Annotated in this window: 26 protein-coding genes; 11 read left to right on the top strand and 15 right to left on the bottom strand. The window is 67.4% G+C overall.

The window, feature by feature from the left end; genetic code table 11:
• The first annotated feature begins 18 nt into the window (after positions 1 to 18).
• Both soxZ and THITHI_RS0111200 read left to right on the top strand, forming a co-directional pair.
• A complete protein-coding gene (gene soxZ, locus THITHI_RS0111205; protein ID WP_018232045.1) occupies positions 19 to 327 on the top strand; it encodes a thiosulfate oxidation carrier complex protein SoxZ in 309 nt (102 codons plus the stop codon).
• A gap of 142 nt (positions 328 to 469) precedes the next feature.
• Complete coding sequence (locus THITHI_RS0111200; RefSeq protein ID WP_018233186.1) at positions 470 to 1,138, top strand: alpha/beta hydrolase; 669 nt, start codon at positions 470 to 472, stop codon at positions 1,136 to 1,138.
• A gap of 167 nt (positions 1,139 to 1,305) precedes the next feature.
• Here the strand turns inward: THITHI_RS0111200 and argH are convergent, their stop codons facing one another.
• Positions 1,306 to 2,718, bottom strand: coding sequence for an argininosuccinate lyase (gene argH / locus THITHI_RS0111195; RefSeq protein WP_018233185.1), 1,413 nt, complete (start codon positions 2,716 to 2,718; stop codon positions 1,306 to 1,308).
• A 115-nt stretch (positions 2,719 to 2,833) separates the two neighbouring features.
• Between argH and THITHI_RS0111190 the strand changes: the two genes are divergently transcribed.
• Positions 2,834 to 3,922 carry a sensor histidine kinase gene (locus THITHI_RS0111190; protein ID WP_018233184.1) on the top strand — a complete coding sequence of 363 codons (1,089 nt, stop codon included), beginning with the start codon at positions 2,834 to 2,836 and terminating at the stop codon, positions 3,920 to 3,922.
• Positions 3,922 to 4,653, top strand: a complete 732-nt coding sequence (locus THITHI_RS0111185; protein WP_018233183.1) for a LytR/AlgR family response regulator transcription factor — start codon at positions 3,922 to 3,924, stop codon at positions 4,651 to 4,653. Before THITHI_RS0111190 ends, THITHI_RS0111185 begins: the two co-directional genes overlap by 1 nt.
• Before the next feature lie 97 nt (positions 4,654 to 4,750).
• Here THITHI_RS0111185 and THITHI_RS0111180 read toward each other — a convergent pair whose 3' ends face one another.
• Positions 4,751 to 5,263, bottom strand: a complete 513-nt coding sequence (locus THITHI_RS0111180) for a thioredoxin family protein (RefSeq protein WP_018233182.1) — start codon at positions 5,261 to 5,263, stop codon at positions 4,751 to 4,753.
• A gap of 145 nt (positions 5,264 to 5,408) precedes the next feature.
• Here THITHI_RS0111180 and hemC point away from each other — a divergent pair, with 145 nt between their 5' ends.
• The 5 genes from hemC to THITHI_RS0111155 all read left to right on the top strand — a co-directional run bounded on the left by hemC (position 5,409) and on the right by THITHI_RS0111155 (position 10,987).
• Positions 5,409 to 6,365: a hydroxymethylbilane synthase gene (hemC, locus tag THITHI_RS0111175; protein ID WP_018233181.1), complete on the top strand. Its 957-nt coding sequence runs from the start codon at positions 5,409 to 5,411 to the stop codon at positions 6,363 to 6,365.
• Positions 6,362 to 7,180 (top strand): uroporphyrinogen-III synthase, encoded by an 819-nt coding sequence (locus THITHI_RS0111170; RefSeq protein ID WP_018233180.1) that lies wholly within the window; start codon positions 6,362 to 6,364, stop codon positions 7,178 to 7,180. Before hemC ends, THITHI_RS0111170 begins: the two co-directional genes overlap by 4 nt.
• Positions 7,170 to 8,426, top strand: a complete 1,257-nt coding sequence (locus tag THITHI_RS0111165; RefSeq protein ID WP_018233179.1) for a uroporphyrinogen-III C-methyltransferase — start codon at positions 7,170 to 7,172, stop codon at positions 8,424 to 8,426. Before THITHI_RS0111170 ends, THITHI_RS0111165 begins: the two co-directional genes overlap by 11 nt.
• A 134-nt stretch (positions 8,427 to 8,560) precedes the next feature.
• Positions 8,561 to 9,745: a heme biosynthesis HemY N-terminal domain-containing protein gene (locus THITHI_RS0111160; RefSeq protein WP_018233178.1), complete on the top strand. Its 1,185-nt coding sequence runs from the start codon at positions 8,561 to 8,563 to the stop codon at positions 9,743 to 9,745.
• A 360-nt stretch (positions 9,746 to 10,105) separates the two neighbouring features.
• Positions 10,106 to 10,987 (top strand): SDR family oxidoreductase, encoded by an 882-nt coding sequence (locus tag THITHI_RS0111155; RefSeq protein WP_232199412.1) that lies wholly within the window; start codon positions 10,106 to 10,108, stop codon positions 10,985 to 10,987.
• 136 nt (positions 10,988 to 11,123) lie between these two features.
• Here THITHI_RS0111155 and THITHI_RS0111150 read toward each other — a convergent pair whose 3' ends face one another.
• From THITHI_RS0111150 to gloA, 7 genes are all read right to left on the bottom strand, one after another.
• Positions 11,124 to 11,552: a DUF4168 domain-containing protein gene (locus THITHI_RS0111150; RefSeq protein WP_018233176.1), complete on the bottom strand. Its 429-nt coding sequence runs from the start codon at positions 11,550 to 11,552 to the stop codon at positions 11,124 to 11,126.
• A 187-nt stretch (positions 11,553 to 11,739) separates the two neighbouring features.
• Positions 11,740 to 13,107, bottom strand: a complete 1,368-nt coding sequence (locus THITHI_RS0111145; RefSeq protein WP_018233175.1) for a sigma-54-dependent transcriptional regulator — start codon at positions 13,105 to 13,107, stop codon at positions 11,740 to 11,742.
• Positions 13,100 to 14,557 (bottom strand): sensor histidine kinase, encoded by a 1,458-nt coding sequence (locus THITHI_RS0111140; RefSeq protein ID WP_018233174.1) that lies wholly within the window; start codon positions 14,555 to 14,557, stop codon positions 13,100 to 13,102. Before THITHI_RS0111140 ends, THITHI_RS0111145 begins: the two co-directional genes overlap by 8 nt.
• A 204-nt stretch (positions 14,558 to 14,761) precedes the next feature.
• Positions 14,762 to 15,217 carry a YqaA family protein gene (locus tag THITHI_RS0111135; RefSeq protein WP_018233173.1) on the bottom strand — a complete coding sequence of 152 codons (456 nt, stop codon included), beginning with the start codon at positions 15,215 to 15,217 and terminating at the stop codon, positions 14,762 to 14,764.
• A gap of 13 nt (positions 15,218 to 15,230) precedes the next feature.
• Positions 15,231 to 15,605, bottom strand: a complete 375-nt coding sequence (locus tag THITHI_RS0111130) for a CoA-binding protein (RefSeq protein WP_026186275.1) — start codon at positions 15,603 to 15,605, stop codon at positions 15,231 to 15,233.
• A gap of 10 nt (positions 15,606 to 15,615) precedes the next feature.
• On the bottom strand, positions 15,616 to 16,086 hold the full coding sequence (locus THITHI_RS0111125; RefSeq protein ID WP_156820526.1) for a hypothetical protein: 471 nt from the start codon (positions 16,084 to 16,086) through the stop codon (positions 15,616 to 15,618).
• A gap of 305 nt (positions 16,087 to 16,391) precedes the next feature.
• Positions 16,392 to 16,931, bottom strand: a complete 540-nt coding sequence (gene gloA / locus THITHI_RS0111120) for a lactoylglutathione lyase (RefSeq protein ID WP_018233170.1) — start codon at positions 16,929 to 16,931, stop codon at positions 16,392 to 16,394.
• A gap of 151 nt (positions 16,932 to 17,082) precedes the next feature.
• On the opposite strand from gloA, the gene ppnP reads away from it, so the two are divergent.
• Both ppnP and THITHI_RS0111110 read left to right on the top strand, forming a co-directional pair.
• Positions 17,083 to 17,364: a pyrimidine/purine nucleoside phosphorylase gene (gene ppnP / locus THITHI_RS0111115; protein ID WP_018233169.1), complete on the top strand. Its 282-nt coding sequence runs from the start codon at positions 17,083 to 17,085 to the stop codon at positions 17,362 to 17,364.
• Positions 17,365 to 17,636: 272 nt separating this feature from the next.
• Positions 17,637 to 18,080, top strand: coding sequence for a hypothetical protein (locus THITHI_RS0111110; protein WP_018233168.1), 444 nt, complete (start codon positions 17,637 to 17,639; stop codon positions 18,078 to 18,080).
• Between the two features lie 107 nt (positions 18,081 to 18,187).
• Here the strand turns inward: THITHI_RS0111110 and THITHI_RS0111105 are convergent, their stop codons facing one another.
• From THITHI_RS0111105 to xth, 6 genes are all read right to left on the bottom strand, one after another.
• Entirely contained in the window at positions 18,188 to 18,391 is a 204-nt protein-coding gene (locus tag THITHI_RS0111105; protein WP_018233167.1) for a tautomerase family protein, read from the bottom strand.
• Between the two features lie 46 nt (positions 18,392 to 18,437).
• On the bottom strand, positions 18,438 to 18,755 hold the full coding sequence (locus tag THITHI_RS0111100) for a DUF1840 domain-containing protein (protein ID WP_018233166.1): 318 nt from the start codon (positions 18,753 to 18,755) through the stop codon (positions 18,438 to 18,440).
• Positions 18,756 to 18,760: 5 nt separating this feature from the next.
• On the bottom strand, positions 18,761 to 19,090 hold the full coding sequence (locus THITHI_RS0111095; RefSeq protein WP_018233165.1) for an AraC family ligand binding domain-containing protein: 330 nt from the start codon (positions 19,088 to 19,090) through the stop codon (positions 18,761 to 18,763).
• Between the two features lie 12 nt (positions 19,091 to 19,102).
• Complete coding sequence (locus THITHI_RS0111090) at positions 19,103 to 19,738, bottom strand: nucleotide-binding protein (protein ID WP_018233164.1); 636 nt, start codon at positions 19,736 to 19,738, stop codon at positions 19,103 to 19,105.
• Between the two features lie 157 nt (positions 19,739 to 19,895).
• On the bottom strand, positions 19,896 to 21,365 hold the full coding sequence (gene ubiD / locus THITHI_RS0111085; protein WP_018233163.1) for a 4-hydroxy-3-polyprenylbenzoate decarboxylase: 1,470 nt from the start codon (positions 21,363 to 21,365) through the stop codon (positions 19,896 to 19,898).
• Positions 21,366 to 21,441: 76 nt separating this feature from the next.
• Entirely contained in the window at positions 21,442 to 22,209 is a 768-nt protein-coding gene (gene xth / locus THITHI_RS0111080; RefSeq protein ID WP_018233162.1) for an exodeoxyribonuclease III, read from the bottom strand.
• Between the last annotated feature and the right edge of the window lie 37 nt (positions 22,210 to 22,246).

The following is a 22,246-nucleotide window of genomic DNA, read 5'->3' as shown; positions in this document are numbered from 1 at the left end:
ATTGAAGGAGACACCATCATGTCCAGCATTCGAGTACGTGCTCAGATCAGCGGCGACACCACCAACGTGCGCGCCCTGATGAGCCACCCCATGGAGACCGGCCAGCGCAAGGACAAGGCCGGCGAGGCCATCCCCGCCCACTACATCAAGGAAGTCAAGGCAGAGGTCGGCGGCCGTCATGTGCTGACCGCCAACTGGGGTCCGGCCATCTCGCGCAACCCCTACCTGTCGTTCGAGTTCACCGGCGCCTCGGCCGGCGACACCCTCACCCTCTCCTGGGTCGACAACAAGGGCGAGTCCGACTCCACCGACGTGCAGATCGGCTGATACACTGTCCCCGCAACCGGGCTCCGAAAGGAGCCCGGTTTTTTTGTGCCTTCTTCCCGCCGACCCTTCGCCCGGGACCCGGAAGAAATGCAGTTCGGTCAACCGGGCCGCCTTGATGAAATATCCGGGTTAAGATTCCCCCATGACACAATCAGACCTGCCATACCTCCGGCACGATACGGGGCCCGGGCCCCGGACCGCCATTCTCTGGCTGCACGGGCTGGGCGCGGACGGGCATGACTTCGAGCCCCTGGTGCCGATGCTGGGCATCCCGGCCGACACACCGGTACGTTTCATCTTCCCCCACGCCCCGGTACGGCCCGTCACCATCAACGGCGGCATGCGCATGCGTGCCTGGTACGACCTGACCGCCCTCGCACCCGCGCCGCGCGAGTCGGGCGGGCACCTGCGGGAAGCCGCCGCCGCCATCGAGGCCTTGGGCCGGGACCTGCGCGCGCAGTGCCCTCGGCTCATTCTCGGCGGCTTCTCCCAGGGGGGCGCGGTGGCGCTCGCCACGGCATTGGCCACGGCGCTGCGGCCCGATGGCGTGTTTGCCCTATCGGCCTACCTGCCCGATCTCGACGCCGCCGGAATGGCGATCCGGACCGAGCCCGGCGACTGCGGCGTCTTCCAGGCCCACGGGCTCTCGGACCCGATCATTCCGGTGGACGCGGGACGCGCCGCCGTGCGGTCACTGGAAAGCCTGGGACTGACGGTGGAACACCACGAATACGCCATGGCCCATCAGGTCTGCGAGGCGGAGATCGCGGACCTCCGGGCCTGGCTGCTCCATTGCCTCACGGAGGGCTGAAGCGCGTCCCCGAACAGACTCGCGGGTGGCCCGGACGCCGTGGTTCGGCGACGGCGTGCATGCGGGACCGGGGCGGGCGAGGTCCCTCCTTCCTCCTTCCTCCTTCCTCCTTCCTCCTTCCTCCTTCCTCCTTCCTCCTTCACCCTTCACCCTTCACCCTTCACCCTTCACCCTTCACCCTTCACCCTTCCGGCCAGACGCGCCCTGGCGGCACGGATGCGCGCGCGAACCTGCCCGGGCGCAGTCCCCCCGTGCACGTTGCGCGCCGCGACCGAGCCCTCCAGGGTGAGCACATCGAACACGTCCGCCTCGATGATCTTCGAAAACCCCTGCAACTCCGCCAGGGACATCTCGGCCAGATCCCGGCCGGTCTCCACGCCGTGGCGCACCGCCTTGCCCACCACTTCGTGAGCGTCACGAAACGGCATGCCCCGGCGCACCAGGTAGTCGGCCAGGTCCGTGGCCGTGGCGAAACCGCTGCTGGCGGCGGCGCGCATGGCATCGGCCCGCACCCGGATGTGCGGCACCATGTCGGCAAAGGCGCGCAGGCTGCCCGCAAGGGTGTCCACAGTGTCGAACAGGGGCTCCTTGTCCTCCTGGTTGTCCTTGTTGTACGCCAGCGGCTGACCCTTCATGAGGGTGAGCAGGGCGATCAGGTTGCCGTTGACCCGGCCGGTCTTGCCGCGCACCAGTTCGGGCACATCCGGGTTCTTCTTCTGGGGCATGATGGACGAGCCGGTGCAGAAGCGGTCGGGGAGGTCCACGAAACCGAACTGGGCGCTGGCCCACAGGACCAGTTCCTCGGAGAAACGCGACAGGTGCGTCATGATAAGCGCCCCGGCGGCGCAGAACTCGATGGCGAAGTCCCGGTCGCTCACCGAGTCCAGGGAATTGTCGGTCACACCCTCGAAACCCAGCAGCTCGGCCGTATAGTGCCGGTCCAGGGGGTAGGAGGTGCCGGCCAGGGCCGCGGCCCCCAGCGGCAGCACGTTTACCCGCCCGCGGCAGTCGCCGAGGCGGGCGTGGTCGCGCTCGAGCATCTCGAACCAGGCCATCATGTGGTGGCCGAAGGTCACCGGCTGGGCCGTCTGCAGGTGCGTGAAGCCGGGCATGATGGTCTCGGCCTCACGCTCGGCCAGGTCCAGCAGGCCCTCCTGCAGGCGCCGGATCTCCTGTCTCAGGGCATCGATGGCCTCGCGCAGATAAAGGCGGATGTCGGTGGCCACCTGGTCATTGCGCGAACGGCCCGTGTGCAGCTTCTTGCCCACATCCCCGATGCGCTCGATCAGGCGGGCCTCCACGTTCATGTGCACGTCTTCCAGCTCCACCAGCCAGGCGAAATCACCCCGCTCGATGTCGGCCAGGATGTCATCGAGACCCCCCTGGATCCTGTTGCACTCGTCCTCGGTGAGCACGCCCACGCGGGCGAGCATCCGGGCGTGGGCCCGGGAGCCCTCGATGTCCTGGCGATACAGCCGCTGATCGAATGTCACGGAGGCGGTAAACGCCTCCACGAATGCGTCGGTGGCCTCGGAGAAACGGCCACCCCAGAGTTTGTCACCGTTGCCCTTGCTGCTCATGTTCCTTCCTCGTAGGTCCCAACATGTCATTATACGGCAGGCCAATCCATGCATGTGGGATGACTCCGCATTACACTACCCGCAGGGAGACACAGAATATGGTGGACAGCAATCCGTGAGCCGGTCGCCGGGCAGAGCATCCGCGAACAGCGCATCGCCTGTCAGCCATGAATCCCGGGGCGGCAGCTTCCTTCCCGATTTCTGCGAAAGCCACACCCTGTTCCTCGTGGTGCTCATCGCGCAGCTGCTGGCCTTCGTCCTGGCACTGGCGCGCGGGCCCTCACCGGACGGGTTCTGGGTCTCCCTGGCGTTCACCTCGCTGTTCGTGCAGTGGGTCGCGCTGGGCACCGTGCTGGTGCTGTGTCTGGTCAGGCGCGTGCTGGACGTGTTGCCGCCGGCGCGCGCCGCCGCGGCCACGGGGCTCATCGTCATGGTCGTGACCGCGCTTTTTTCGTTGATGGCCCTGTGGATCGGCGCAAACCTGGGCGTCGCCCCCCAACAACCCATGGGCGAACACATCGGGTTCATCGCCCGCACCATGGGCATCAGCGCCATTGTCACCGCCGTGGCGCTGCGCTATCTCTACGTGCAGCACCAATGGAAAAGCAACGTGGAGGCCGAGGCACGCTCCCGGATCCAGGCCCTTCAGGCCCGCATCCGGCCACACTTTCTGTTCAACAGCATGAACACCATCGCCAGCCTGACGCGCACCCGGCCGGAAGCCGCGGAAACGGCGGTGGAGGATCTGGCGGATCTGTTCCGGGCCACCCTGTCGGACCGCGACTCTCTCACGGTGGGCGAGGAACTGGACCTGGCGCGGCGCTACGTGCGCATCGAGGCCCTGCGCCTGGGCGACCGGCTGCGGGTAGACTGGCAGGTGGACCCGGACCTGCCCATGGACTATTCCATGCCGGGGCTTGTGCTGCAGCCCCTGGTGGAGAATGCGATCTATCATGGCATCGAGCCGCTCACCGACGGCGGGGAGATCAGCATCGTCCTGTCGCCGGACGGGGAGGATGTGCGCATCGAGGTGAGCAACCCGCTGGCGCCATCCCGGGACCGGACGCGCTACGGCAACCGGGTGGCCCAGGACAATATCCGGCAGCGTCTGGACCTGGCCTATCATGGCGAGGCGCGCATGGAAACCATCGAAGAGACGGACCGGTATCGGGTCATCCTGGTCCTTCCTGGGAGGAAACTCTGATGAAAGTGCTGGTGGTGGACGACGAGGCTCCGGCCAGGGAGCGGCTGGCGGCCCTGATGCAATCCCATTCCGGGTACGAGGTCTGCGGCAGCGCCTCCAACGGCGTCCAGGCCGTGCGCATGGCGGAGGAGACGCAACCCGACATCGTGCTGCTGGACATTCGCATGCCCGGCATGGACGGCCTTGAGGCGGCCAAACACATGTCCGGTATGGATACGCCGCCGGCGATCATCTTCGTGACCGCCTACGAGGAACATGCCATCGACGCCTTCGAGTCACACGCGGTGGATTACCTGCTCAAGCCGGTACGCAGCGAACGGCTCAAGGGTGCCCTGGAGGCCGCCAGGCGGCCCAACCGGGCCCAGCTGGGCGCCATTGAGGGTCCCGCCGGGGAGTCCAGCCGGAGCCATATCTGTGCCCGCGTGCGCGGCAACCTGGAGTTGATCCCCGTCAGCCAGATCCACTATTTCCAGGCGGACCAGAAGTACGTCACGGTGCGCCACGCCGGTGGAGAGGTGCTGATCGAGGAGCCGCTCAAGTCTCTGGAGGACGAGTTCGGCGAAGCCTTCCTGCGCATTCACCGTAACGCCCTTGTGGCGCGCAACAGCTTCGCCGGGATGGAGAAGAACCCGCAGGGATGTTTCGAGGTGGTGCTCAAGGACACCGGGGAACGCCTCGAGGTCAGCCGGCGCCACGTCGCCGAGGTGCGGCGGTTTTTGAAATCCCTTTAGGAGACCCGACCGCGGGCCGAATGCCGACGACGAGACCGGCATGCGTGTGCGCGGCGGGGTCGCCGCGCCTGCAGGGGGGGGTTGTGGTACGCGGGGTTCAGCGCAGGATGCCTGCTTCCGCCGCATCCCGTGCCGCCATGGCGTCCATGGCCCGGTCGATGGCGCGATACAGGTATCCGCCGTAGAAGTCCACGGTCTTGAGCCCCACCACCGGATCGGCAAGGACCTCGCCGCTCGGGCCGAGCATCACCACCGTGGGCGCGAGATATACGCCGTAGCGTCCGGCGAGTTGCCGCGCGGAGATCTCCCGGCCGTCGAAATCCACCACCGTGTTACCCCGATCCATGCGCAACTTTCGGATCAGCACCTTGCCTTCATAGTCACCACTGCGGATCATGGGCTTCAGAAACTGCTCCTCGGCCACCCGGCAGGAGGGACAGCCGGTGAGGGCGAACTCCACCAGGATCGGCAGGCCGCGCTCTGCCTCGACGCGCAGATCGGTGACGTCGCGCAGCACGTCCCCATGCGCCCCCGCGCCGCCGGAGTGGGCCCAGCCGGCCACAGCGAGCAGGGCGATCACCGCAACGAGTCCATGGAAGAGCGCTTTCATCAGTCGATCCCGCAGCTGGGCATAAGAGGATATAATGACGTAACTGTCCCGTGAGACGCCAACCAACACCCTTGAGTTCCCTGCGCACCCCGCCGCACCGGATGTACGAGCCGGGCAGCCGGGCCCCCAGGCACACGGATCGAACATGTCCCCACAACGCCTTCGCATCGCCACCCGCAAGAGCCCGCTGGCCGTCTGGCAGGCCGAAACCGTCGCGCGCCTGATCCAGGCGCGCCATCCGGGCCTGGACGTGGAGCTGGTGCGCATGACCACCCAGGGCGACCGCATCCTGGATACCCCGCTGGCCAAGGTCGGCGGCAAGGGTCTGTTCGTCAAGGAGCTGGAGAACGGCATCCTCGACGGGCGCGCCGACATTGCCGTGCACTCCATGAAGGACGTGCCCATGGTGCTCCCGGACGGGCTTTGCCTGCCGGTGATCCTGGAACGCGAGGACCCGCGTGACGCCTTTGTGTCCAACACATACGCCGCCCTGGACGCCCTGCCCCCGGACGCCCGGGTAGGCACCTCCAGTCTGCGCCGCCAGTGTCAGCTGCGCCATGACCATCCCCATTTCCGGATTCTCGACCTGCGCGGCAACGTCAATTCACGGCTGGCCAAGCTGGATGCGGGGGGGTTCGACGCCATCATCCTGGCAGCGGCCGGCCTCAAGCGCCTGGGGTTCTCCGGGCGCATCACCGCGAAACTCTCTCCCGGTCAGAGCCTGCCCGCCATCGGGCAGGGTGCCATCGGCATCGAATGCCGCGAAAATGACCCCGCCGTGATGGCGCTGATCGGGGAACTGGACCACCCGGACACCCATGTGCGCGTGGCGGCGGAACGGTCCATGAACGCCCGCCTGAACGGCGGCTGCCAGGTGCCCATCGCCGGATACGCGGAACTGAGCGACCCCGACACCCTGCGCCTGCGCGGGCTGGTGGGTGAGCCGGACGGCAGCCTCGTTCTGCGCGCGGAGCTCTCCGGCCCCCGTACACAGGCTGAGGCCCTGGGCCGGGCGGTGGCGGACCTGCTGTTGAACGAGGGCGCCGGCGGGATCCTTGCCGATCTGGGCCTGGGTCCGGACGCGCCCCCGGAGCATGCATGACGCAAGAGGGTCTGAAGACCGTTCCCGGCCCGCTGAAGGGCGCCGGGGTGCTGGTGACCCGCCCGGCCCGTCAGGCGGAGGGCTTCTGCCGCATGATCGAAGCCGCGGGCGGGGTGGCCCTGCGTTTTCCCGTGCTGGAGATCCTGGCGCCGCGGGAGAGCGCGCGCCTGGATGCGCTGATCGACCGGCTCGATGAATTCGACATCGCCGTGTTCGTCAGCCCCAATGCCGTGTCCATGGCATTGAACCGCATCCACGCGCGCCGGGAATGGCCGGCACACCTCCGCATCGGCGCCGTGGGGCAGAAATCCGCCCTGGAGCTGGCACGCGCGGGACACCCGGCAGATATCTGTCCGCCGCGCCGGTTCGACAGCGAGGCCCTCCTGGCGGAACCGGAACTTCAGGACGTGTCCGGCATGCGTATCGTGATCTTTCGCGGCGACGGCGGACGCGAACTGCTGGGTGATACGCTACAACAACGGGGAGCCCTGGTGGAGTACGCCGAGGCCTATCGCCGGGGACAACCGGACACCGACACCGGTGAGCTGATGCGCCACTGGTCCCGGGGCGAACTGGATCTGGTCACCAGCACCAGCAGCCAGGGGCTGCGCAACCTGTTCGACATGGTGGGCAAGCTGGGCCGCATGTGGCTTCGCAAGACGCCCCTGCTGGTGGGCAGCGCACGTATGGTGGACACTGCGCGGGAACTGGGCTTCAAAGGCGACCCCTGGGTGGCGGAAGACCCCAGTGACGAATCCATGATGGACCAGGTGTTGCAATGGGCCAGATCCCGGGAGCAGCAGCATGAGCAATGAGAAGGACAAGGAGGCGAAACCCGGCGAGACCGGGACCGCCGCGAGCAACGCCCCCACCGGCACGAAGGGCAAGTCGCCCGGCGGCAAGGAGGGCAAGGCCGGGGAGGGCGCCAGGCCGGACCCGAAGGCCCATGCCCAGGGGAAGAAGGCGGCGCCGTCATCGGCGAAGCACACGCCGGGCAAGCCGGCATCCCCCGGGAAGGAGGGCGAGGCCGCCGGGGTGGCGGCAAAGCCGGTCGCCGCGCGTCCCGCCGATCCGGCACGGGGACAGACCGCTGCCCTGCTCATCGCGACACTGGCCTTCCTGCTGTCGCTCGGTGTCGGCGGTGCCGGGTTCTATCTGTGGCAGGAGGGTGCCGACGAGCAGGCCGCTCAGGCGCGGCAGCTTGAACGCCTGGACGCGGCCCTGGACGCCCGGGACGAACGGCTGTCACGCCTGGACGGCGCGCTGGCGCGCGAGACCGCCGCCCGCGAGGAGCTGGCGGCACGCGCCGAGTCGCGGCTCGCCACCGTGGAGCAGGGCATCACACGGCTTCAGGACCGCGCCACGCGCCAGGAGCGGGGCTGGCAGGTGGCGGAGGTGAAACACCTGCAGCGCATGGCGGGCCACCGGCTTCGCCTCATGGACGACCCGGAGGGTGCGCGGCGCGCCCTGCAGGCGGCCGACGAGCTGCTCGCCGAGCTGGGTGATCCGCGGCTGATGCCGGTGCGCGAGGCACTGGCCACCGAGATCCAGGCGCTGGAGGACATGCAGCGCCCGGATGTCTCCGGCATCGCCCTGCGCCTGGAGCGCCTGGCCGGCGACCTGCGCCCGCTGCCCCTCAAGGGTCAGGCAGTCGTTGACACCACCGGGACGCGTGAATTGCTGGCCGGAGAGCCCGTGGACAGCGACGCGCCCTGGTGGGCCCGCGCCTACGGCGAGATCCGCGAGGCCCTTGCGGAACACGTCTCCATCCGCCGGCACGCGGAGCCGCTTCGCGCCCTTCCTGACGCGGAAACCGAGTTGTTCCTGAGACAGCTCCTGACGCTGCGGGTGGAAGCCGCCCGGGTGGCTGCCCTGCGCCTGGATGACGCGCAGTACCAGCGGGGGCTCGAAGGCGCGATTGCGCTGCTGGACGATCACTTTGACACCGAGGCGGTGGCTTCAGTGCGGGAACGGCTCGAGGGGCTCAGGGCCGTGACCCTTCGTCCGCAAGCCCCTGACATCAGCGGCTCGTTCACACGTCTGGACGAACTGGAGGACTGACACCCAGTGAACACTTCCCGCGACCTGATACGGCCGCACCGGACCGTCGCCCGGGTCGGCGATGACCGGGGATCCGGCCGCCCGCGCAGGACATCCCGCGCCGCGCCCCGGCACACACGCGTGCAGGCCCCGTCATGATGCGCCTCGTGTTCATCCTGCTCGCGGCGCTGCTTGCCGCCGCCCTGGTCACGAGCCTGTTCCTGGAGGAGCCCGGCTACGTGCTGCTGGCTTACGGTACGCTGAGCGTGGAGACCTCCCTGGCCCTGTTCATCACCGCCGCGGTGGTGCTGTTCTTCCTGGTTTACGTCCTGTTGCGCATGCTGACCCGCCTGTGGCGTGTGCCGCGCGGCCTCAAGGGGCTGCGCCGGCGGCGCCAGGCGGAAGCGGCGCGGCGCGGCCTGAACCAGGGCCTGATCGAGATGGCGGAAGGCCGCTGGGAGCGTGCTGAGAAGCTGCTGGTGCGCTCGGCCAGGCGTTCCGCCAACCCGCTGATCCACTGGCTGACCGCCGCCCGGGCCGCGCAGATGCAGGGTGCCTACACGCGGCGCGACAACTACCTCAACCGCGCCAGCCACTGCGAGATCGGTTCCGACGTGGCGGTGGAGCTGACCCAGGCGGAACTGCAGATCGCCCACGGCCAGCACGAGCAGGCCCTGGCCACACTCAACCACCTCACCGAGCTCGTGCCCAAACACCGCTATCTGCTCAAGCTGCGTGCCCGGTTGTATGACCAGCTCAGGGACGGCGCGGCACTGTTCGAACTCCTGCCGGAGTTGCGCCGCCAGCAACTGCTGCCCGAGGCGGACATCACCGAAATGGAGAATCGCGCGGCCCTGGACCTGCTGGAACGGGCCGTCCGCGACAGAGACCTTGAAGGGGCCCGCCGCGTCTGGGAGAACCTGCACCGGGAGGCCCGGCACCGGCCTCTGCTGATACAGGCCTACGCCCGGACACTGGTGCAGATGGAGGACACCGAGGAGGCGGAGACCCTGCTGCGCAACGCCCTCAAGGCCACCTGGGACGAGCGCCTGGTGCGCCTGTACGGCACCCTTCCCCTGGAGGATCCGGCCAAGGCCCTCAACACGGCGGAAGGCTGGGTGAAACATCACGGTCGCGATGCCACCGTGCTGCTCACCCTGGGGCGGCTGTCGCGACGGGCGAAGCTCTGGGGCAAGGCCCGGGCCTATCTCGAAGCCAGCACCGGGGTCCGACCCGACCCGGAGACCTACCGGGAACTGGCGGAACTGCTGGAGCAGATGGGCGAGAACGAACGGGCCCAGGCCTGCTACCGGGACGGCCTGCGGCTGGCGGTTGAGTGAGGGTTCGGGTGTGAGGCGGTAGGCGTGAGGCGAAGGACGATAGCATCCTGGCTTACCGCCAGCTGCGCGGCCTACCTTCTGCGCGACGGCGGTCTCGGACACGTGCCGGGCCTGGGCGCGGGCCATGGACAGCCTCTCCGCATGGGCACGCTGCGCTTTGCCCATCCTACGGGAGTTGTCGCCCGTCACCGGTATCTGACTGTAGGATGGGCAAAGCGCAGCGTGCCCATGCGGACATAAGCGTCGGGAGTGAGGCGGGGGACCGTTACCCCGGTTTCACGCCTGGCGCCTTCCTCCTTACACCTTTCTCCTACCGCCTCACGCCTACCGCCTAACGCCTCACGCGATGGAGCCAATGCTGTGAAACCTGTAGTGATCATCGGTTGCGGTGATGTGGGGCGCCGGGCGGCAGACCTCCTGCTCGCGCGGCATCGGCCGGTCCTGGCCGTGGTGCGCCGTTCAGAGCGGGCCCGGCAACTGGAACGGGCCGGAATCCGGGTTCACCGTGCCGACCTGGACGCGCCCGACCAGGTCGCCACCCTGCCACTGGAGGATGTGCCGGTCATTTACCTGGCGCAACCACCCCAGCCGGGTGTCGACGACCCGCGCATGGGACATTTTCTGGCCGCCTGCGCCGCGCATCCGCCCCGACGTATCGTCTACGCAAGCACCACGGGCGTATACGGCGACCAGCGGGGCGCCGAGGTGACCGAATCGACCCCCACCGGCCCCCAGACCGACCGGGCACGCCGCCGGATGGACGCGGAGAATCAACTGCGGGACTTCATGGCCGCCCACGGCACGGAGGTGGTGATCCTGCGCGTGCCCGGCATCTACGGCCCCGGCCGCCTGCCCCTGGAACGGATCCGCGCAGGGACCCCCGTCATCTGCCCCGACGAGGCGCCCCCGGGCAACCGGATCCATGCCGACGACCTTGCGGCGCTGTGCGTGGCCGCCCTGGACCGGGGCAAGGCGGGCGATATCTTCAACGTGGGCGACGGGGAGCACGCCTCCATGACCGAGTTCATCTATGCCGTCGCGGACCTGGCGGACCTGCCCCGCCCGCCCTGCGTCCCCCTCGCCGAGGCGGACAAACACATCTCGCCCGCCATGATGTCCTTCATCCGCGAATCCAGAATTATCAAGGCGGAAAAAGGCCTGGAGGCACTGGGGGTGCAACTGCGCCACCCGGATATCGAATCCGGCATCCGGGACGCCTTGGAGGCTGCGTCGCGGGAGTAAAGAGCGCGCAACGCAGAGGACGCAAGAAATCCGCGGCCTCGGGCTCTTGACGCTCCTTGCCACCTGAGACTTGCCACTAGCCACTGCCCACAAAAAAGCCCCGCCCCTCAACGAGGGCGGGGCTTTTTTGTGGGGCCTACATGCGCTCTTCGGCCATCCGCTGAACCTGCTGCATCATGGCTGGGTCGGACTGCAGCGCCATAGCCACCTGATTGTATTCCTCGACGTTCAGACCGTTCTCTTCCACGGCGCTGATCATCTCTTCCTGGGCCTCCTGCTGCATGGCCTGGGCCTCGGTCTCGTCGCTCACGCCCTGCAGGCGCTCGGCAAAGTCCTCGCGGATGTGCTGCACGGCCACGAACGCGTCCACAAACGCGTCCAGGGTCTGAGGATCGATCTGAGCACCGGGCTGCTGCTGATCCATGCCGCCACCCGGAGGCTGGCCCTGCGGGGGCGCGCCTTCCTGGCCGGCAGGGGGCTGGCCCTGGGCAATGGCCGCCCCGGACAACCCGAACAGGGCGGCCAGGACGATGGCAAGGGGCAGTTTACGGAAATTGCGGGTCATATAATGAATCCTCCGGTCTCTACAGTGAAAGTTCACCCTTGGGACATACAAACACCGTGCCAACCGTACAGGTGAACCCTGGAGGCAGCCAATCCATTCAATTCATTGGGAAATTTCAGGAGTCGCCCGCGGGTGACGGAACGAAAAGGGCCGTGCCAGAATGGCACATGGGCCGGCGTGACCCGTGTCAGTCCTCCCCAAGGCGACGATACAGGGTGCGCCGGCCGATCCCCAGGAGCTTTGCGGCCTGGCGCTTGTTTCCCTCCACGCGCTCCAGCACGTGGCGGATATAACGATCCTCCACCTGTGCCAGCGTCGGCAGTGCCTCCTGATCGCGCCAGAGGCTCGCCGCACCGGCGGCGGACACGGGACCCGCGAGCACGCGTTCCGGGAGATCGGCCTCCCCGATTTCATGGTCGCGGCTGAAGGTCACCGCCCGCTCCAGCACGCTGGACAGCTCGCGCACATTGCCGGGATAGTCGTAGCGGCGCAGGCGGCGCAGGGCCTCCGGGGTGACCCCGCGGATGTCCCGGTCCATGGCGGCGGCAGCCCGCTTGAGAAACGCGAGCGCCAGGCGTTCCACATCCTCGCCGCGCTCCCGCAGGGGCGGCACGGTGATGTGGAACGTTTCCAGACGGTAGAAGAGGTCCTCGCGAAAGCTGCCATCCCGGATCATGGGCGCCAGATCCCGGTTGGTGGCCGCCAGAATCCGCACGTCCGCGTTCTCCTCCCGGTTGCTGCCCACCGGGCGCACGCGCCCGTCCTGAAGCAGACGCAGCAGCTTGGCCTGCATGGCGGGCGGCATTTCGCCGATCTCGTCCAGCAGCAGGCTGCCGCCATGCGCCTCGGCGAACAGGCCCTTTCGCGCACCCGTGGCACCGCTGAAGGCGCCCGCCGCATGACCGAACAGTTCCGATTCCAGCAGTTCGGTGGGAATGCCGGCACAGTTGATGGCCACGAACGGGCGCCCGGCCCGCTCGCTCTCCGCGTGCAGCGCCCGGGCCACCAGTTCCTTGCCGGTACCGGACTCCCCGGTAATGAGCACCGGCCCGGGGGCGCGGGCGATGCGGCGTATGGCCTCGAACAGGGCCAGCATGGGCGGGCTTGAGCCGATCAGCCCGTGAAAATCCGTGCGCTTGAGCAATGCCCGGTAGCGGGCCACCTCCGCCTGCAGGCTGCGGTTGCGCAGCACCCGCTCCACCGCCAGGACCAGGTGGTCCAGATCCACCGGTTTGGTGAGAAAATCGTCGGCCCCCTGGCGCAGGGCCTGCACTGCCTGGGGGATGGTGCCGAAGGCCGTGATGATGATGAACCCGGGCGCGGCGGCCATGCGCCGGCAATGGGCCAGCAGGTCCATGCCGCCGGCGCCCGGCAGACGCAGATCGCTCAGCACCAGGTCAAAGCGTCGCGCATCAAGCTGCGCGATGGCCGCCTCGGCATCGGCCACGGCGCTCACGGCATGGCCCGCGTCGCTGAGTTCGTCGTGCAGCAGGGCCCGATGGCCGGTATCGTCCTCGACCACCAGAATATCGGCGCGGGTCACCACTTCATTCATGGCGGGCCGCCCGCGGCAGATCCAGGGTGAAGCGGGCGCCGCCCAGGGGACTGTCGTCCACCCGCAGTTCGCCGCCATGATCCTTGACCGCCGCATGGGCCACCGACAGGCCCAACCCGGTGCCGTCACCCACCGACTTGGTGGTGAAGAACGGCTCGAACAACCGGTCCCGGATGGCGGGATCAATGCCCGGGCCGTCGTCCTCCACCACCAGGCGCAGCCGATCATGCGCCAGCGCCCAGCTAATGCGTACGCGGGAGCGGGCCGCCTGCAGGGCATTCTGGAGGAGATTGCCCAGGGCCTGTTCCAGGCGCGGGCGGTCCAGGGCGACCGCCTCCAGGTCATCGGCACCCTCGAGTTCGAGGGTGATGTGCCCCTTCGTGTCGGCCTCCCGCCCGGCCACGGCGCGCGCCAGTTCCGGTACCGACTCCGGCCGTGGGTGCAGGGGGTTGCGCCGGCCGAAATCCATGAGCTGGCGCACGATGCGGCTCATGCGTGACACCTCGCTGCGTATCTCGCCCAGCACCCCGTGCAGTTCGTCGGATTCGGGCAACCGCCGCCGGGCCCGCTGGGCCTTGCCGTCGATGACCCCCAGCGGCGACCCCAGCTCATGGGCAACACCCGCGGCCAGCTGCCCGATGGCCGCCATCTTCTCGGACTCGCGCAAGCGCGTCTCCAGCGCCTGCTGTTCGGCGCGCTGCCGGGCAAGGGCCGCCTCGGAACGACCGGTACTGTCCAGCATGGCGTTCATGGCCTTGGCGAGTGTGCGCAGCTCGTGGGGGCCCGCGGGCGTGACCCGGAAATCGCGGTCACCCCGGCCCACCCGGGCCATGGCGTCGACCATCTGGCTCACGTGCCGGCCCACGGCCCGGTGATGCCCCAGGGTCACCACGCCCAGGAACAGGAGCATTAGCGCACCCAGCACCACCAGCGCCTCGGTGCGCAGGTCCGCCAGGTCATCCTGGAAGTCCGCGCGATGACGGGTCACCTGCAGGAGGCCGTTGATCCGCCCGCCCGCGTCGGACAGCGGCATGAAGAAGGAATAGACGGGATTGCCGGCGCGCTCCTCGTACAGGCCCTGGGTCCCGCCGGCGGTGATATCCCGGGCCTCGCGGCGGATCACCATGGACGGTCCGCGGGGCCCGCTGGCGGCCACCAGGTCGCCCCGGGCATCGTAGACGTAGGCGCCGTACACCTGATCAATGCGAAAGGCGGAGTCCAGGGCCTGTTGCACACCGCCCCGTTCGCCCCGTTCCAGGGAGCGGCTCAACGGCAGCCGGATCGCCCGGGCCACCAGCTCGATGTCCTCCTGCAGGCGCGCCTCCATGCGGGCTTCCACGGCGCGCAGCCCGGACGCGCCCACCACCAGCGTCACCCCCAGCAGGGGCAGGATCACAAAACCGAGAAGGGCGGTTCGCAGGCTGTAGGCAGAGAGAAGGGGAAGACCCATGACATGCGGTCCCCTGGAAGGCATGAGTGTGCCATTTTAGCACATGGCCCCGCGGGGCCCGGAGATGCACACAGATCCAAACGGATCCGATCTGAAGCCGAACCGCGAATGGCACACGGTGTTCTGATGATCGCGATTTCCGTCGCGCACACCTTCGCGACCTTTGCGGTCCGCTTTAAGGTTTTCGATTTCGTTCGCGTTCTTTCACGAACCCATGCTCTGACCGCTCACCGGGATCAGCCACAGCAGCAGCGCATAGCGGGCCGCCTTGCCGACCGCGATGGCCAGCAGGCTCAGCCAGATGTTGATGCGCAGCCAGCCGGCCGCCACGCACAGGGGGTCGCCAATCACCGGCAGCCAGGACAGCAGCAACGCCGGCCAGCCGAAGCGCCGTACCCGCACCAGAGCCTTTTCATGCGCCGGCCTGACCAGGCGTCGGGCCGGATAGCGCGTGGCGATCCACCGGCCGATCCACCAGTTGGTGAGACCGCCCAGGGTGTTGCCCAGCGTCGCCACCCACAACAGGCGCCAGGGAGAGAGGCCGCTCAGGGCCGCCGCCGCCAGCACCGCTTCAGAGGAGCCGGGCAGCAGGGTGCTGGACACGAACGCGCTGACAAACAACGCCCACAGGGCGTTGTCCTCACGCCACCAGCCGCCCATCAGCCGCCCCGTCTCAAAAGCGCCCGCCGTCCAGCATGCGCAGGGTGCAGTCGTGGACCCAGGGAATACCGGCCCCGTCCAGTTCGGCCTCCAGCTCCGGGGATTCGGTCCCCGGGTTGAGAATCACCCGTCCCGGCGCAAGGGCCACGATCGCCTGTGTCACCGCCTGACTGCGCTGCGGGCCGAGATACAGGGTCAGGGTATCCACCGGTTCGCGGATCGCTTCGAGGCGCGTGGCCACGGGCCAACCGCCGATCTCGCCGGGGCGGGGGTGCACCGGAATGACCCGGTGCCCCTGGCGGCTCAGTGCCAGCACGGCCTGGTGGGAGAAGCGCCGTGGCCTTGGACTCGCACCCAGCACGGCCACCGTCTGCACTCGGTATGTCATGGGGTCTCTCTCAGAATGGCCAGTCGCTGCGATCGGGACGGCGCCAGTGGATGTCCTCCGCCTGCCACCGTCCGCCACCCGATTCACGCAGCGTCACGTCGAACCGGTGCAGGTCGGCGCGTATCAGGCCGATGTCCCGCTCCGGGAACGGACGTCCGGCCATGGCCACGTAGACGGTCAGAGACGCCCGGCCCGGTTCGGGAAAGCGCACATCGTGCACCCGGGTGAGCAGGTGCACGGACTGGTGGCGCAGGAAGACGAGCCGCAGGATGTTGACCAGATCGCCCTTGTCCCGGCCCCGGGCATCCCGGTAGTCGTCGGCGATCAGGCCACGCAGCGCGGAAAGGTCCCGCGCCTCGGCCGCCTCGCGCGCCTCGCTCACCAGCGTGCGGATCTGCTCTTCGGGCGGCGGCAGCTCGCGGGTGCAGGCCGCCAGCAGCAAGGCCGCAAGGACCATCAGGGCAGCCAGGAACCGGTTCATGAGGTGCATTGTACGTCAGGCCTGTCGTTCCATGTTTCAGCCCGTTGTGCGGTCGCCGATGTCCACGCAGTGGGGTACGCGGGTAAATCGGCGCATTCACGGTGCACGGCGCCTTCGTGCCGCTCGCCGTTCACCGTTCGCCCAAGCCAGGATCTCCGTGGCCACCATCTCCCGGTCGGGGCCATACAGGAGCAGGTCCGGCTGACAAAAGGACGGCAACGGGAACAAAAGTGCGCTGCACCGCTCATGGACCGCCACGCTGGACCGCAGGTCCGGTTCCCACTTCCCGGTTCATACTTCCCACTTCAAGTGCGCCCCAAACCCCCCAGCCGGGCCGGTTCCAGGATCTCGATCCAGTAACCGTCCGGATCGGTGACGAAGGCCACGTCCTTGAGCGCCCCGTCTTCCGGGCGCTTCACAAAGGGCACCTCGTTCGCGTCCAGCCAGCGCACCGCCGCGTCCAGGTCCGGAACGGCGAAACAGATGTGGCCGAACCCCTGGGGTTCGCTGTTGCCGTCATGGTAACGAAAATCCGGATCGCGTTCGGTGCCCCGGTTGTGGGTCAGCTCAAGGATACCCCGCTGGGAGAAGGTCCAGCACGTGCGCTCGTCCTCATCCTCGGGCACCGCCTCTCCCTCGTCCAGCGCGGCGAGGAAGTACAGTGAGAAATTCAGCTCGGGGAAATTCAGCTTGCGCAGCAGGCGCATGCCGAACACGCGGCTGTAGAACTCCAGGGAACGCTCGGGATCCTTGACGCGCAGCATGCTGTGATTGAGCCGGAAGCCGCGGGTCTCGGGCGCAACCGTGGCGCTCATTCCGGGTTCGATCTCGGTGACAAACGGCATGAAGAGGCTCCTTATCGCATGGACCGTACGCAATGACAGACCCCGAAACCCGCGCGAGGTTTCACGGCCCCTGTCGGGCTTCGGGCTGATCCACCCGGCCTGTGCTCATGGCATACTCGCCACACCCCCGGATTCTTCACGGAGCCCCCCCATGTTCAAGACCAACGAGTACTTCGACGGCAAGGTCATGTCCATCGCCTTCCAGGGTGAGTCCCTGCCCGCCACCATCGGCGTCATGGCGCCGGGGAGTTACGAATTCGGCACCACGCAACGGGAGACCGTCACCGTGGTCAGCGGCGGGTTGAAGGTGAAGCTGCCGGGAAGCCCGTCATGGTCCGGCTTCGGTGAAGGCGATACGTTCCAGGTCCCGGCCAACGAGCGCTTTCAGGTCGAGATCGCACGCGACACGGCCTACCTCTGCACCTACGGCTGATGAGCAGGCGGCTCCCCGCGGGTATTGACGGGGCGTACTGAACGGCGCATGCCGTTCATGCTGCAACGGGTACGCCTGCACTCGCCTGCTGCGCCTGACATTCGCATCCCGGACGGCGTTCGGCCGGATAAAGCGATGGTCGTTGCCTTGGCCCGGGTGAGCCGTTGCGGACGGTGACTTCGCGGTTCTCGCCAACCTGATATAGACTTCCGTTGGTCGCGTTGGAAAACGACGTTCCATGCAGGCTCAAATCCAAACCCTGGAGTCAATCTATGGCTGCTAAGAAGAAAGCTCGCAAGAAACAGCAAAGGAAGATCGCGCCGGGCACCACATTCAACCGCGCCATTGATCGCGCGCGCAAGAGTCTCGATCGCGCCGAGGCAAAGATCGCTTCCGCCAGCAACCGGCTGGAACGCATGACTGAACGCCTTGAGAAGGCGCGGGCCCGGGTCAGTGCATCCAAGGGCAAGGCCAAAGAGAACGCCAGGGCCTCGGTCGCCAAGGCGCGGGCCGAAGTGCAGAACGCCAAGCAGGCGGTCAAGGGCGCAACCGCCGACCGGAAGCAGGCGGCATCCTGGCTGACACAGCTGGAGAATCGTGCCACACGCCTTGAAGTCGCCGCCGCGCGGGAGCTCGGAAAACTGGAAACGGCGTTGGCCAAGAAGCTGCGCGCCATGGCACGGCCCAAGCGCCGCGCGAAGAAGAAGGCACGCTAGGCGAGGAGGGCCGGGCACGTCCGGCCCTGATTTTCGGGTGCGGGGGGTGCAGGCCGCACCCCCCGCACCCGACCCTCATCGAGCGGGCCGCGTGGCGCTGCGACCCCTTATTCGCCCCGGGCGCGCCGGGCCGTGATCGTTTCCCCCGCAATTCCCCAGTTGTCGGTATCCACTTCCTCGATCACCACCACGGTTGTCTTGGGGTTCTTGTTGAGCACATCCACCAGCAGCTGGGTGGCCCCCTGGATCAAGGCCTGTTTCTGCTCCGCGGTGGCTCCCTCGCGGGTGATCTTGATGTTCACGTAGGGCATGAAAGGGTCTCCTGTTGCTGGTTGGCGTATAGGGCTCCACGCGGGTTCAGCGCTTGTCCCACATCACGTACTCGCCAGAGCGTTCGGCCGCCTCGAGCAATTCCACGAGGGGCAGGGCGCGATGACTCAGGGGCACGGGTGCCTCCTCCTCGTCTTCCTCGCCGGTCCGGTACTCCGAAGGCGGCGGTGCCTGTGCGCCGGCTCGCAGGCCCTGGCGCAGGTTCTCCAGGGCGGCGGGCACGTCTTCGGCCGCCAGCGCGCCGGGCACCGTGGCGCTGTGGCCCATGAGCCGAAGGAGCACGTGCGCCACCTCCCCGAAGTAGGAGATGTCGCCGTGGGCCGGCGTACGAAACGTGACGAGCACGGCCGCTAACCGACGAACACGATGGTGAGCAGGGCGGTGGAATCCGCCTCGGCATGCAGGGCGTGGGGCTCACCGCCATGCAGATAGAGCAGTCTGCCCGGGTCGAGCAAGCGGTCCCGGCCCCTGACGCGGCAGCGCAGGCGCCCTGACAGGCATTGAATCACCACCGGACCGTCCACCCGGTGTTCGCCCCAGGACTCCCCTTCGCCAAGGACGATGCGGGCCAGTTCCAGCCGCTCATCCCTGGCGATGGTCTTGGAATGCGCCTCGGGCAGCTCGGCGCCCCAGGTGGCCAGATCCACCACTTCTCCCGGTGCGGCGTGTCGGGTTGCCATGGGGACGAATGATCAGGGCTGGCTGCGTTTGCTGTTCAGCCAGCTGATGATGGGGGCCCACTGTTCGCGGTCGACCGCCGTGGCGTAGGGCGCCATCTCGTGGATACCGATGCCCCGTTCCGCGGCCCGGATGTAATTCATGGAGTCGCGCAGGTGGGTGAGGAATGGAACCTTGAGCGTGCCCAGGAACTCCTCGAGCTCCCAGTAGATATTGGTGACCTCGCGGGCCCGGTTGGCCACCAGTGCCAGCTTCACCTTCTTGCCGGTCACGGGGGCGGAGGCCTTCACCTCCTCGATGAACCTGGTTACCGCGCGCATGTCGATGGGGGAAGGCAGGACCGGGATCAGTACGGTTTCGGCGCGGCGCAGCAGCGCCGTGAGTTCCTTGCCGTGCACCGCAGCCGGTGGATCCATGACCATGATGTCGGCCTTGCGCATGCCCTTGAGGCCCTCCTGGGCGGCGGCCATGCCGTGGATCTTTGGCCGGCCCATGCTGCGGGCTTCGAGCCAGGACAGGCTGGAGCCCTGGGGATCGAAATCGGCGAGGATCACATCCTTGCCCGATTGCGCGTAATACGCGGCGATATTGGTGGCCAGCGTAGTCTTGCCGGAACCACCCTTGGCATTGAGGACCATGATGCGGCGCATGTGGATTCCCCCCTGATTCTTCTTGGTGTTTGGCAACCCGATTAAGTGTGGACTATGGAGTGGCAAGTGGCTAGTCTCAAGTGGCAAGGTTTCCTCTCCCTCGGGGAGGGGGCCGAGGTGAGGATGGTTTCCCTTGCCACTTGCCACTGATCTTCAACTAGCCACTGATCTTCAAACTGTCCCAGAGTTCATCGACCCTGCGCTTCACGGCCTCGTCCATGACGATGGGGCGGCCCCATTCGCGCGTGGTCTCGCCGGGCCACTTGTGGGTGGCGTCGAAACCGATCTTGGAGCCGAGGCCCGAGACCGGTGAGGCGAAATCGAGATAATCGATGGGCGTGTTCTCGATCATGACCGTGTCACGGGCCGGATCCATGCGGGTGGTCATGGCCCAGATCACGTCCCGCCATTCCCGGGCATCCACGTCATCATCGGTGACGATCACGAACTTGGTGTACATGAACTGGCGCAGGAAAGACCACACCCCCATCATCACCCGCTTGGCATGACCGGGGTATTGCTTGCGCATGGTGACCACGGCCAACCGGTAGGAACAGCCTTCCGGCGGCAGATAGAAATCCACGATCTCGGGAAACTGCTTCTGCAGGATGGGGATGAAGACCTCGTTGAGCGCCAGACCCAGGATCGCGGGCTCGTCCGGCGGCCGGCCGGTGTAGGTGCTGTGGTAGATGGGGTCCTCGCGGGAGGTGATACGCTCGACGGTGAATACGGGGAAGCGGTCAACCTCGTTGTAATAGCCGGTATGGTCGCCGAAGGGGCCTTCCGCTGCCGTGTCCTCCGGATGAATCACCCCTTCCAGCACGATCTCGGCGGAAGCGGGCACCAGCAGATCAGAACCCAGGCACTTGATGAGCTCTGTTCGCGAACCGCGAAGCAGCCCGGCAAAGGCGTGTTCCGAGAGGCTGTCCGGCACCGGGGTGACGGCCCCGAGAATGGTCGCCGGATCCGCGCCCAGGGCCACCGCCACCGGGAACGGCTCACCGGGGTGCGCCTCGCACCAATCCCGGAAATCCAGCGCCCCGCCCCGATGGGACAGCCAGCGCATGATCACCCTGTCGGGGCCGATCACCTGCTGGCGGTAGATGCCCATGTTCTGGCGTTCCTTGCGCGGCCCCCGGGTGATCACCAGTCCCCAGGTGATGAGCGGTCCGGCGTCCCCCGGCCAGCAGGTCTGCACGGGGAGCCGAGAGAGATCCACCTCGTTGCCCTCCCGCACCACCGCCTGGCACGGGGCCTTGCCCACCTTCTTCGGCGCCATGTCCAGCACCTTCTTGAACACGGGCAGGGTCCTCCAGGCCTCCTTGAGGCCCCGGGGCGGATCCGGCTCCTTGAGAAAGGCCAGCAACTTCCCCACCTCGCGCAGCGCCTCCACCGAATCCTCGCCCATCCCCAGCGCCACCCGGCGCGGTGTGCCGAACAGGTTGCCGAGCACGGGTATGGAGTGACCCCTGGGGTTCTCAAAGAGCAGGGCGGGGCCGCCGGCGCGAAGCGTACGGTCGCAGATCTCCGTCATCTCGAGATTCGGGTCCACCTCCGCCTGGATGCGCTTGAGCTCGCCCAGCGTTTCCAGTTGGGCGATGAAGTCCCTTAAGTCACGGTATTTCATGATGCAGCGATGTTACCGCGAATGGGCGGTTGATGGGGAAAAGCGGACCGCCAGGGTGTGGGGTTCGCTGTTGGTGCTACAACGCAAACTCCGCCACCACCGGCGCGTGGTCGGACGGCCGTTCCAGGCGACGGGGTTCCACGTCGATGGTGCAGGCGGTACAGACCTCGGTGAGAGCAGGGCTGGAGAGGATCAGATCGATGCGAAGCCCCAGGTTGCGGCGAAAGGCCGCCTGCCGGTAGTCCCACCAGGAGTAGCTCTCCGCCGGCTGTGCGAAACGGCGGAAGCAGTCACTGAACCCGAGACCCAGGATCCGCTTCAGCGCCTCGCGCTCCGGCGTGGAACACAGGATGCGCTCGTGCCACGCCTCGGGATCATGGACGTCCCGGTCGTCCGGGGCGATGTTGAAGTCCCCCAGCACCACCAGCCGCTCGTGGCGACCGAGTTCATCGGCGATGAACCCGGTGACCCTGTCGAGCCAGGCCAGCTTGTAGGCGTATTTCTCGGAACCCACCTCCGAACCGTTCACCACATAGAGGTTGATGATCCGCACCCCGTTCACGGTGGCGGCAAGGATGCGCCGCTGGGGATCATCGAGCCCCGGAATATCGGTGACGCTGTCCGCGGGTTCGTGCTTCGCCAGAATGGCCACGCCGTTGTACGTCTTCTGTCCGGCATACACGCAGCGGTATCCGGCCTCGGCGATGGCATCCACCGGGAAGGCGTCATCGGTGAGCTTGGTCTCCTGAAGCGCCAGCACGTCGGGCGCATGGCCCGAGAGCCAGTCCAGCACGTGGGGCAGGCGGACCTTGAGGGAGTTGACGTTCCAGGTGGCGATTTTCATGTGAAGCCCCAGAGACTGGTGGACAGAGGCACGAGAC

This window comes from Thioalkalivibrio thiocyanodenitrificans ARhD 1, from assembly GCF_000378965.1.
Lineage (GTDB): Bacteria > Pseudomonadota > Gammaproteobacteria > Ectothiorhodospirales > Ectothiorhodospiraceae > Thioalkalivibrio_A > Thioalkalivibrio_A thiocyanodenitrificans.
Note: the sequence above shows the minus strand (reverse complement) of the source record. Positions and strands in the feature narration are given on the sequence as shown.

Bases quoted from the DNA above. Each gene is read 5' to 3' on its own strand.
- soxZ (WP_018232045.1), top strand. From the start codon at position 19: ATGTCCAGCATTCGAGTACGTGCTCAGATCAGCGGCGACACCACCAAC.
- THITHI_RS0111200 (WP_018233186.1), top strand. From the start codon at position 470: ATGACACAATCAGACCTGCCATACCTCCGGCACGATACGGGGCCCGGG.
- argH (WP_018233185.1), bottom strand. From the start codon at position 2,718: ATGAGCAGCAAGGGCAACGGTGACAAACTCTGGGGTGGCCGTTTCTCC.
- THITHI_RS0111185 (WP_018233183.1), top strand. From the start codon at position 3,922: ATGAAAGTGCTGGTGGTGGACGACGAGGCTCCGGCCAGGGAGCGGCTG.
- THITHI_RS0111180 (WP_018233182.1), bottom strand. From the start codon at position 5,263: ATGAAAGCGCTCTTCCATGGACTCGTTGCGGTGATCGCCCTGCTCGCT.
- hemC (WP_018233181.1), top strand. From the start codon at position 5,409: ATGTCCCCACAACGCCTTCGCATCGCCACCCGCAAGAGCCCGCTGGCC.
- THITHI_RS0111170 (WP_018233180.1), top strand. From the start codon at position 6,362: ATGACGCAAGAGGGTCTGAAGACCGTTCCCGGCCCGCTGAAGGGCGCC.
- THITHI_RS0111165 (WP_018233179.1), top strand. From the start codon at position 7,170: ATGAGCAATGAGAAGGACAAGGAGGCGAAACCCGGCGAGACCGGGACC.
- THITHI_RS0111160 (WP_018233178.1), top strand. From the start codon at position 8,561: ATGATGCGCCTCGTGTTCATCCTGCTCGCGGCGCTGCTTGCCGCCGCC.
- THITHI_RS0111150 (WP_018233176.1), bottom strand. From the start codon at position 11,552: ATGACCCGCAATTTCCGTAAACTGCCCCTTGCCATCGTCCTGGCCGCC.
- THITHI_RS0111145 (WP_018233175.1), bottom strand. From the start codon at position 13,107: ATGAATGAAGTGGTGACCCGCGCCGATATTCTGGTGGTCGAGGACGAT.
- THITHI_RS0111140 (WP_018233174.1), bottom strand. From the start codon at position 14,557: ATGGGTCTTCCCCTTCTCTCTGCCTACAGCCTGCGAACCGCCCTTCTC.
- THITHI_RS0111135 (WP_018233173.1), bottom strand. From the start codon at position 15,217: ATGGGCGGCTGGTGGCGTGAGGACAACGCCCTGTGGGCGTTGTTTGTC.
- THITHI_RS0111130 (WP_026186275.1), bottom strand. From the start codon at position 15,605: ATGACATACCGAGTGCAGACGGTGGCCGTGCTGGGTGCGAGTCCAAGG.
- THITHI_RS0111125 (WP_156820526.1), bottom strand. From the start codon at position 16,086: ATGAACCGGTTCCTGGCTGCCCTGATGGTCCTTGCGGCCTTGCTGCTG.
- gloA (WP_018233170.1), bottom strand. From the start codon at position 16,931: ATGCCGTTTGTCACCGAGATCGAACCCGGAATGAGCGCCACGGTTGCG.
- ppnP (WP_018233169.1), top strand. From the start codon at position 17,083: ATGTTCAAGACCAACGAGTACTTCGACGGCAAGGTCATGTCCATCGCC.
- THITHI_RS0111110 (WP_018233168.1), top strand. From the start codon at position 17,637: ATGGCTGCTAAGAAGAAAGCTCGCAAGAAACAGCAAAGGAAGATCGCG.
- THITHI_RS0111105 (WP_018233167.1), bottom strand. From the start codon at position 18,391: ATGCCCTACGTGAACATCAAGATCACCCGCGAGGGAGCCACCGCGGAG.
- THITHI_RS0111095 (WP_018233165.1), bottom strand. From the start codon at position 19,090: ATGGCAACCCGACACGCCGCACCGGGAGAAGTGGTGGATCTGGCCACC.
- THITHI_RS0111090 (WP_018233164.1), bottom strand. From the start codon at position 19,738: ATGCGCCGCATCATGGTCCTCAATGCCAAGGGTGGTTCCGGCAAGACT.
- ubiD (WP_018233163.1), bottom strand. From the start codon at position 21,365: ATGAAATACCGTGACTTAAGGGACTTCATCGCCCAACTGGAAACGCTG.
- xth (WP_018233162.1), bottom strand. From the start codon at position 22,209: ATGAAAATCGCCACCTGGAACGTCAACTCCCTCAAGGTCCGCCTGCCC.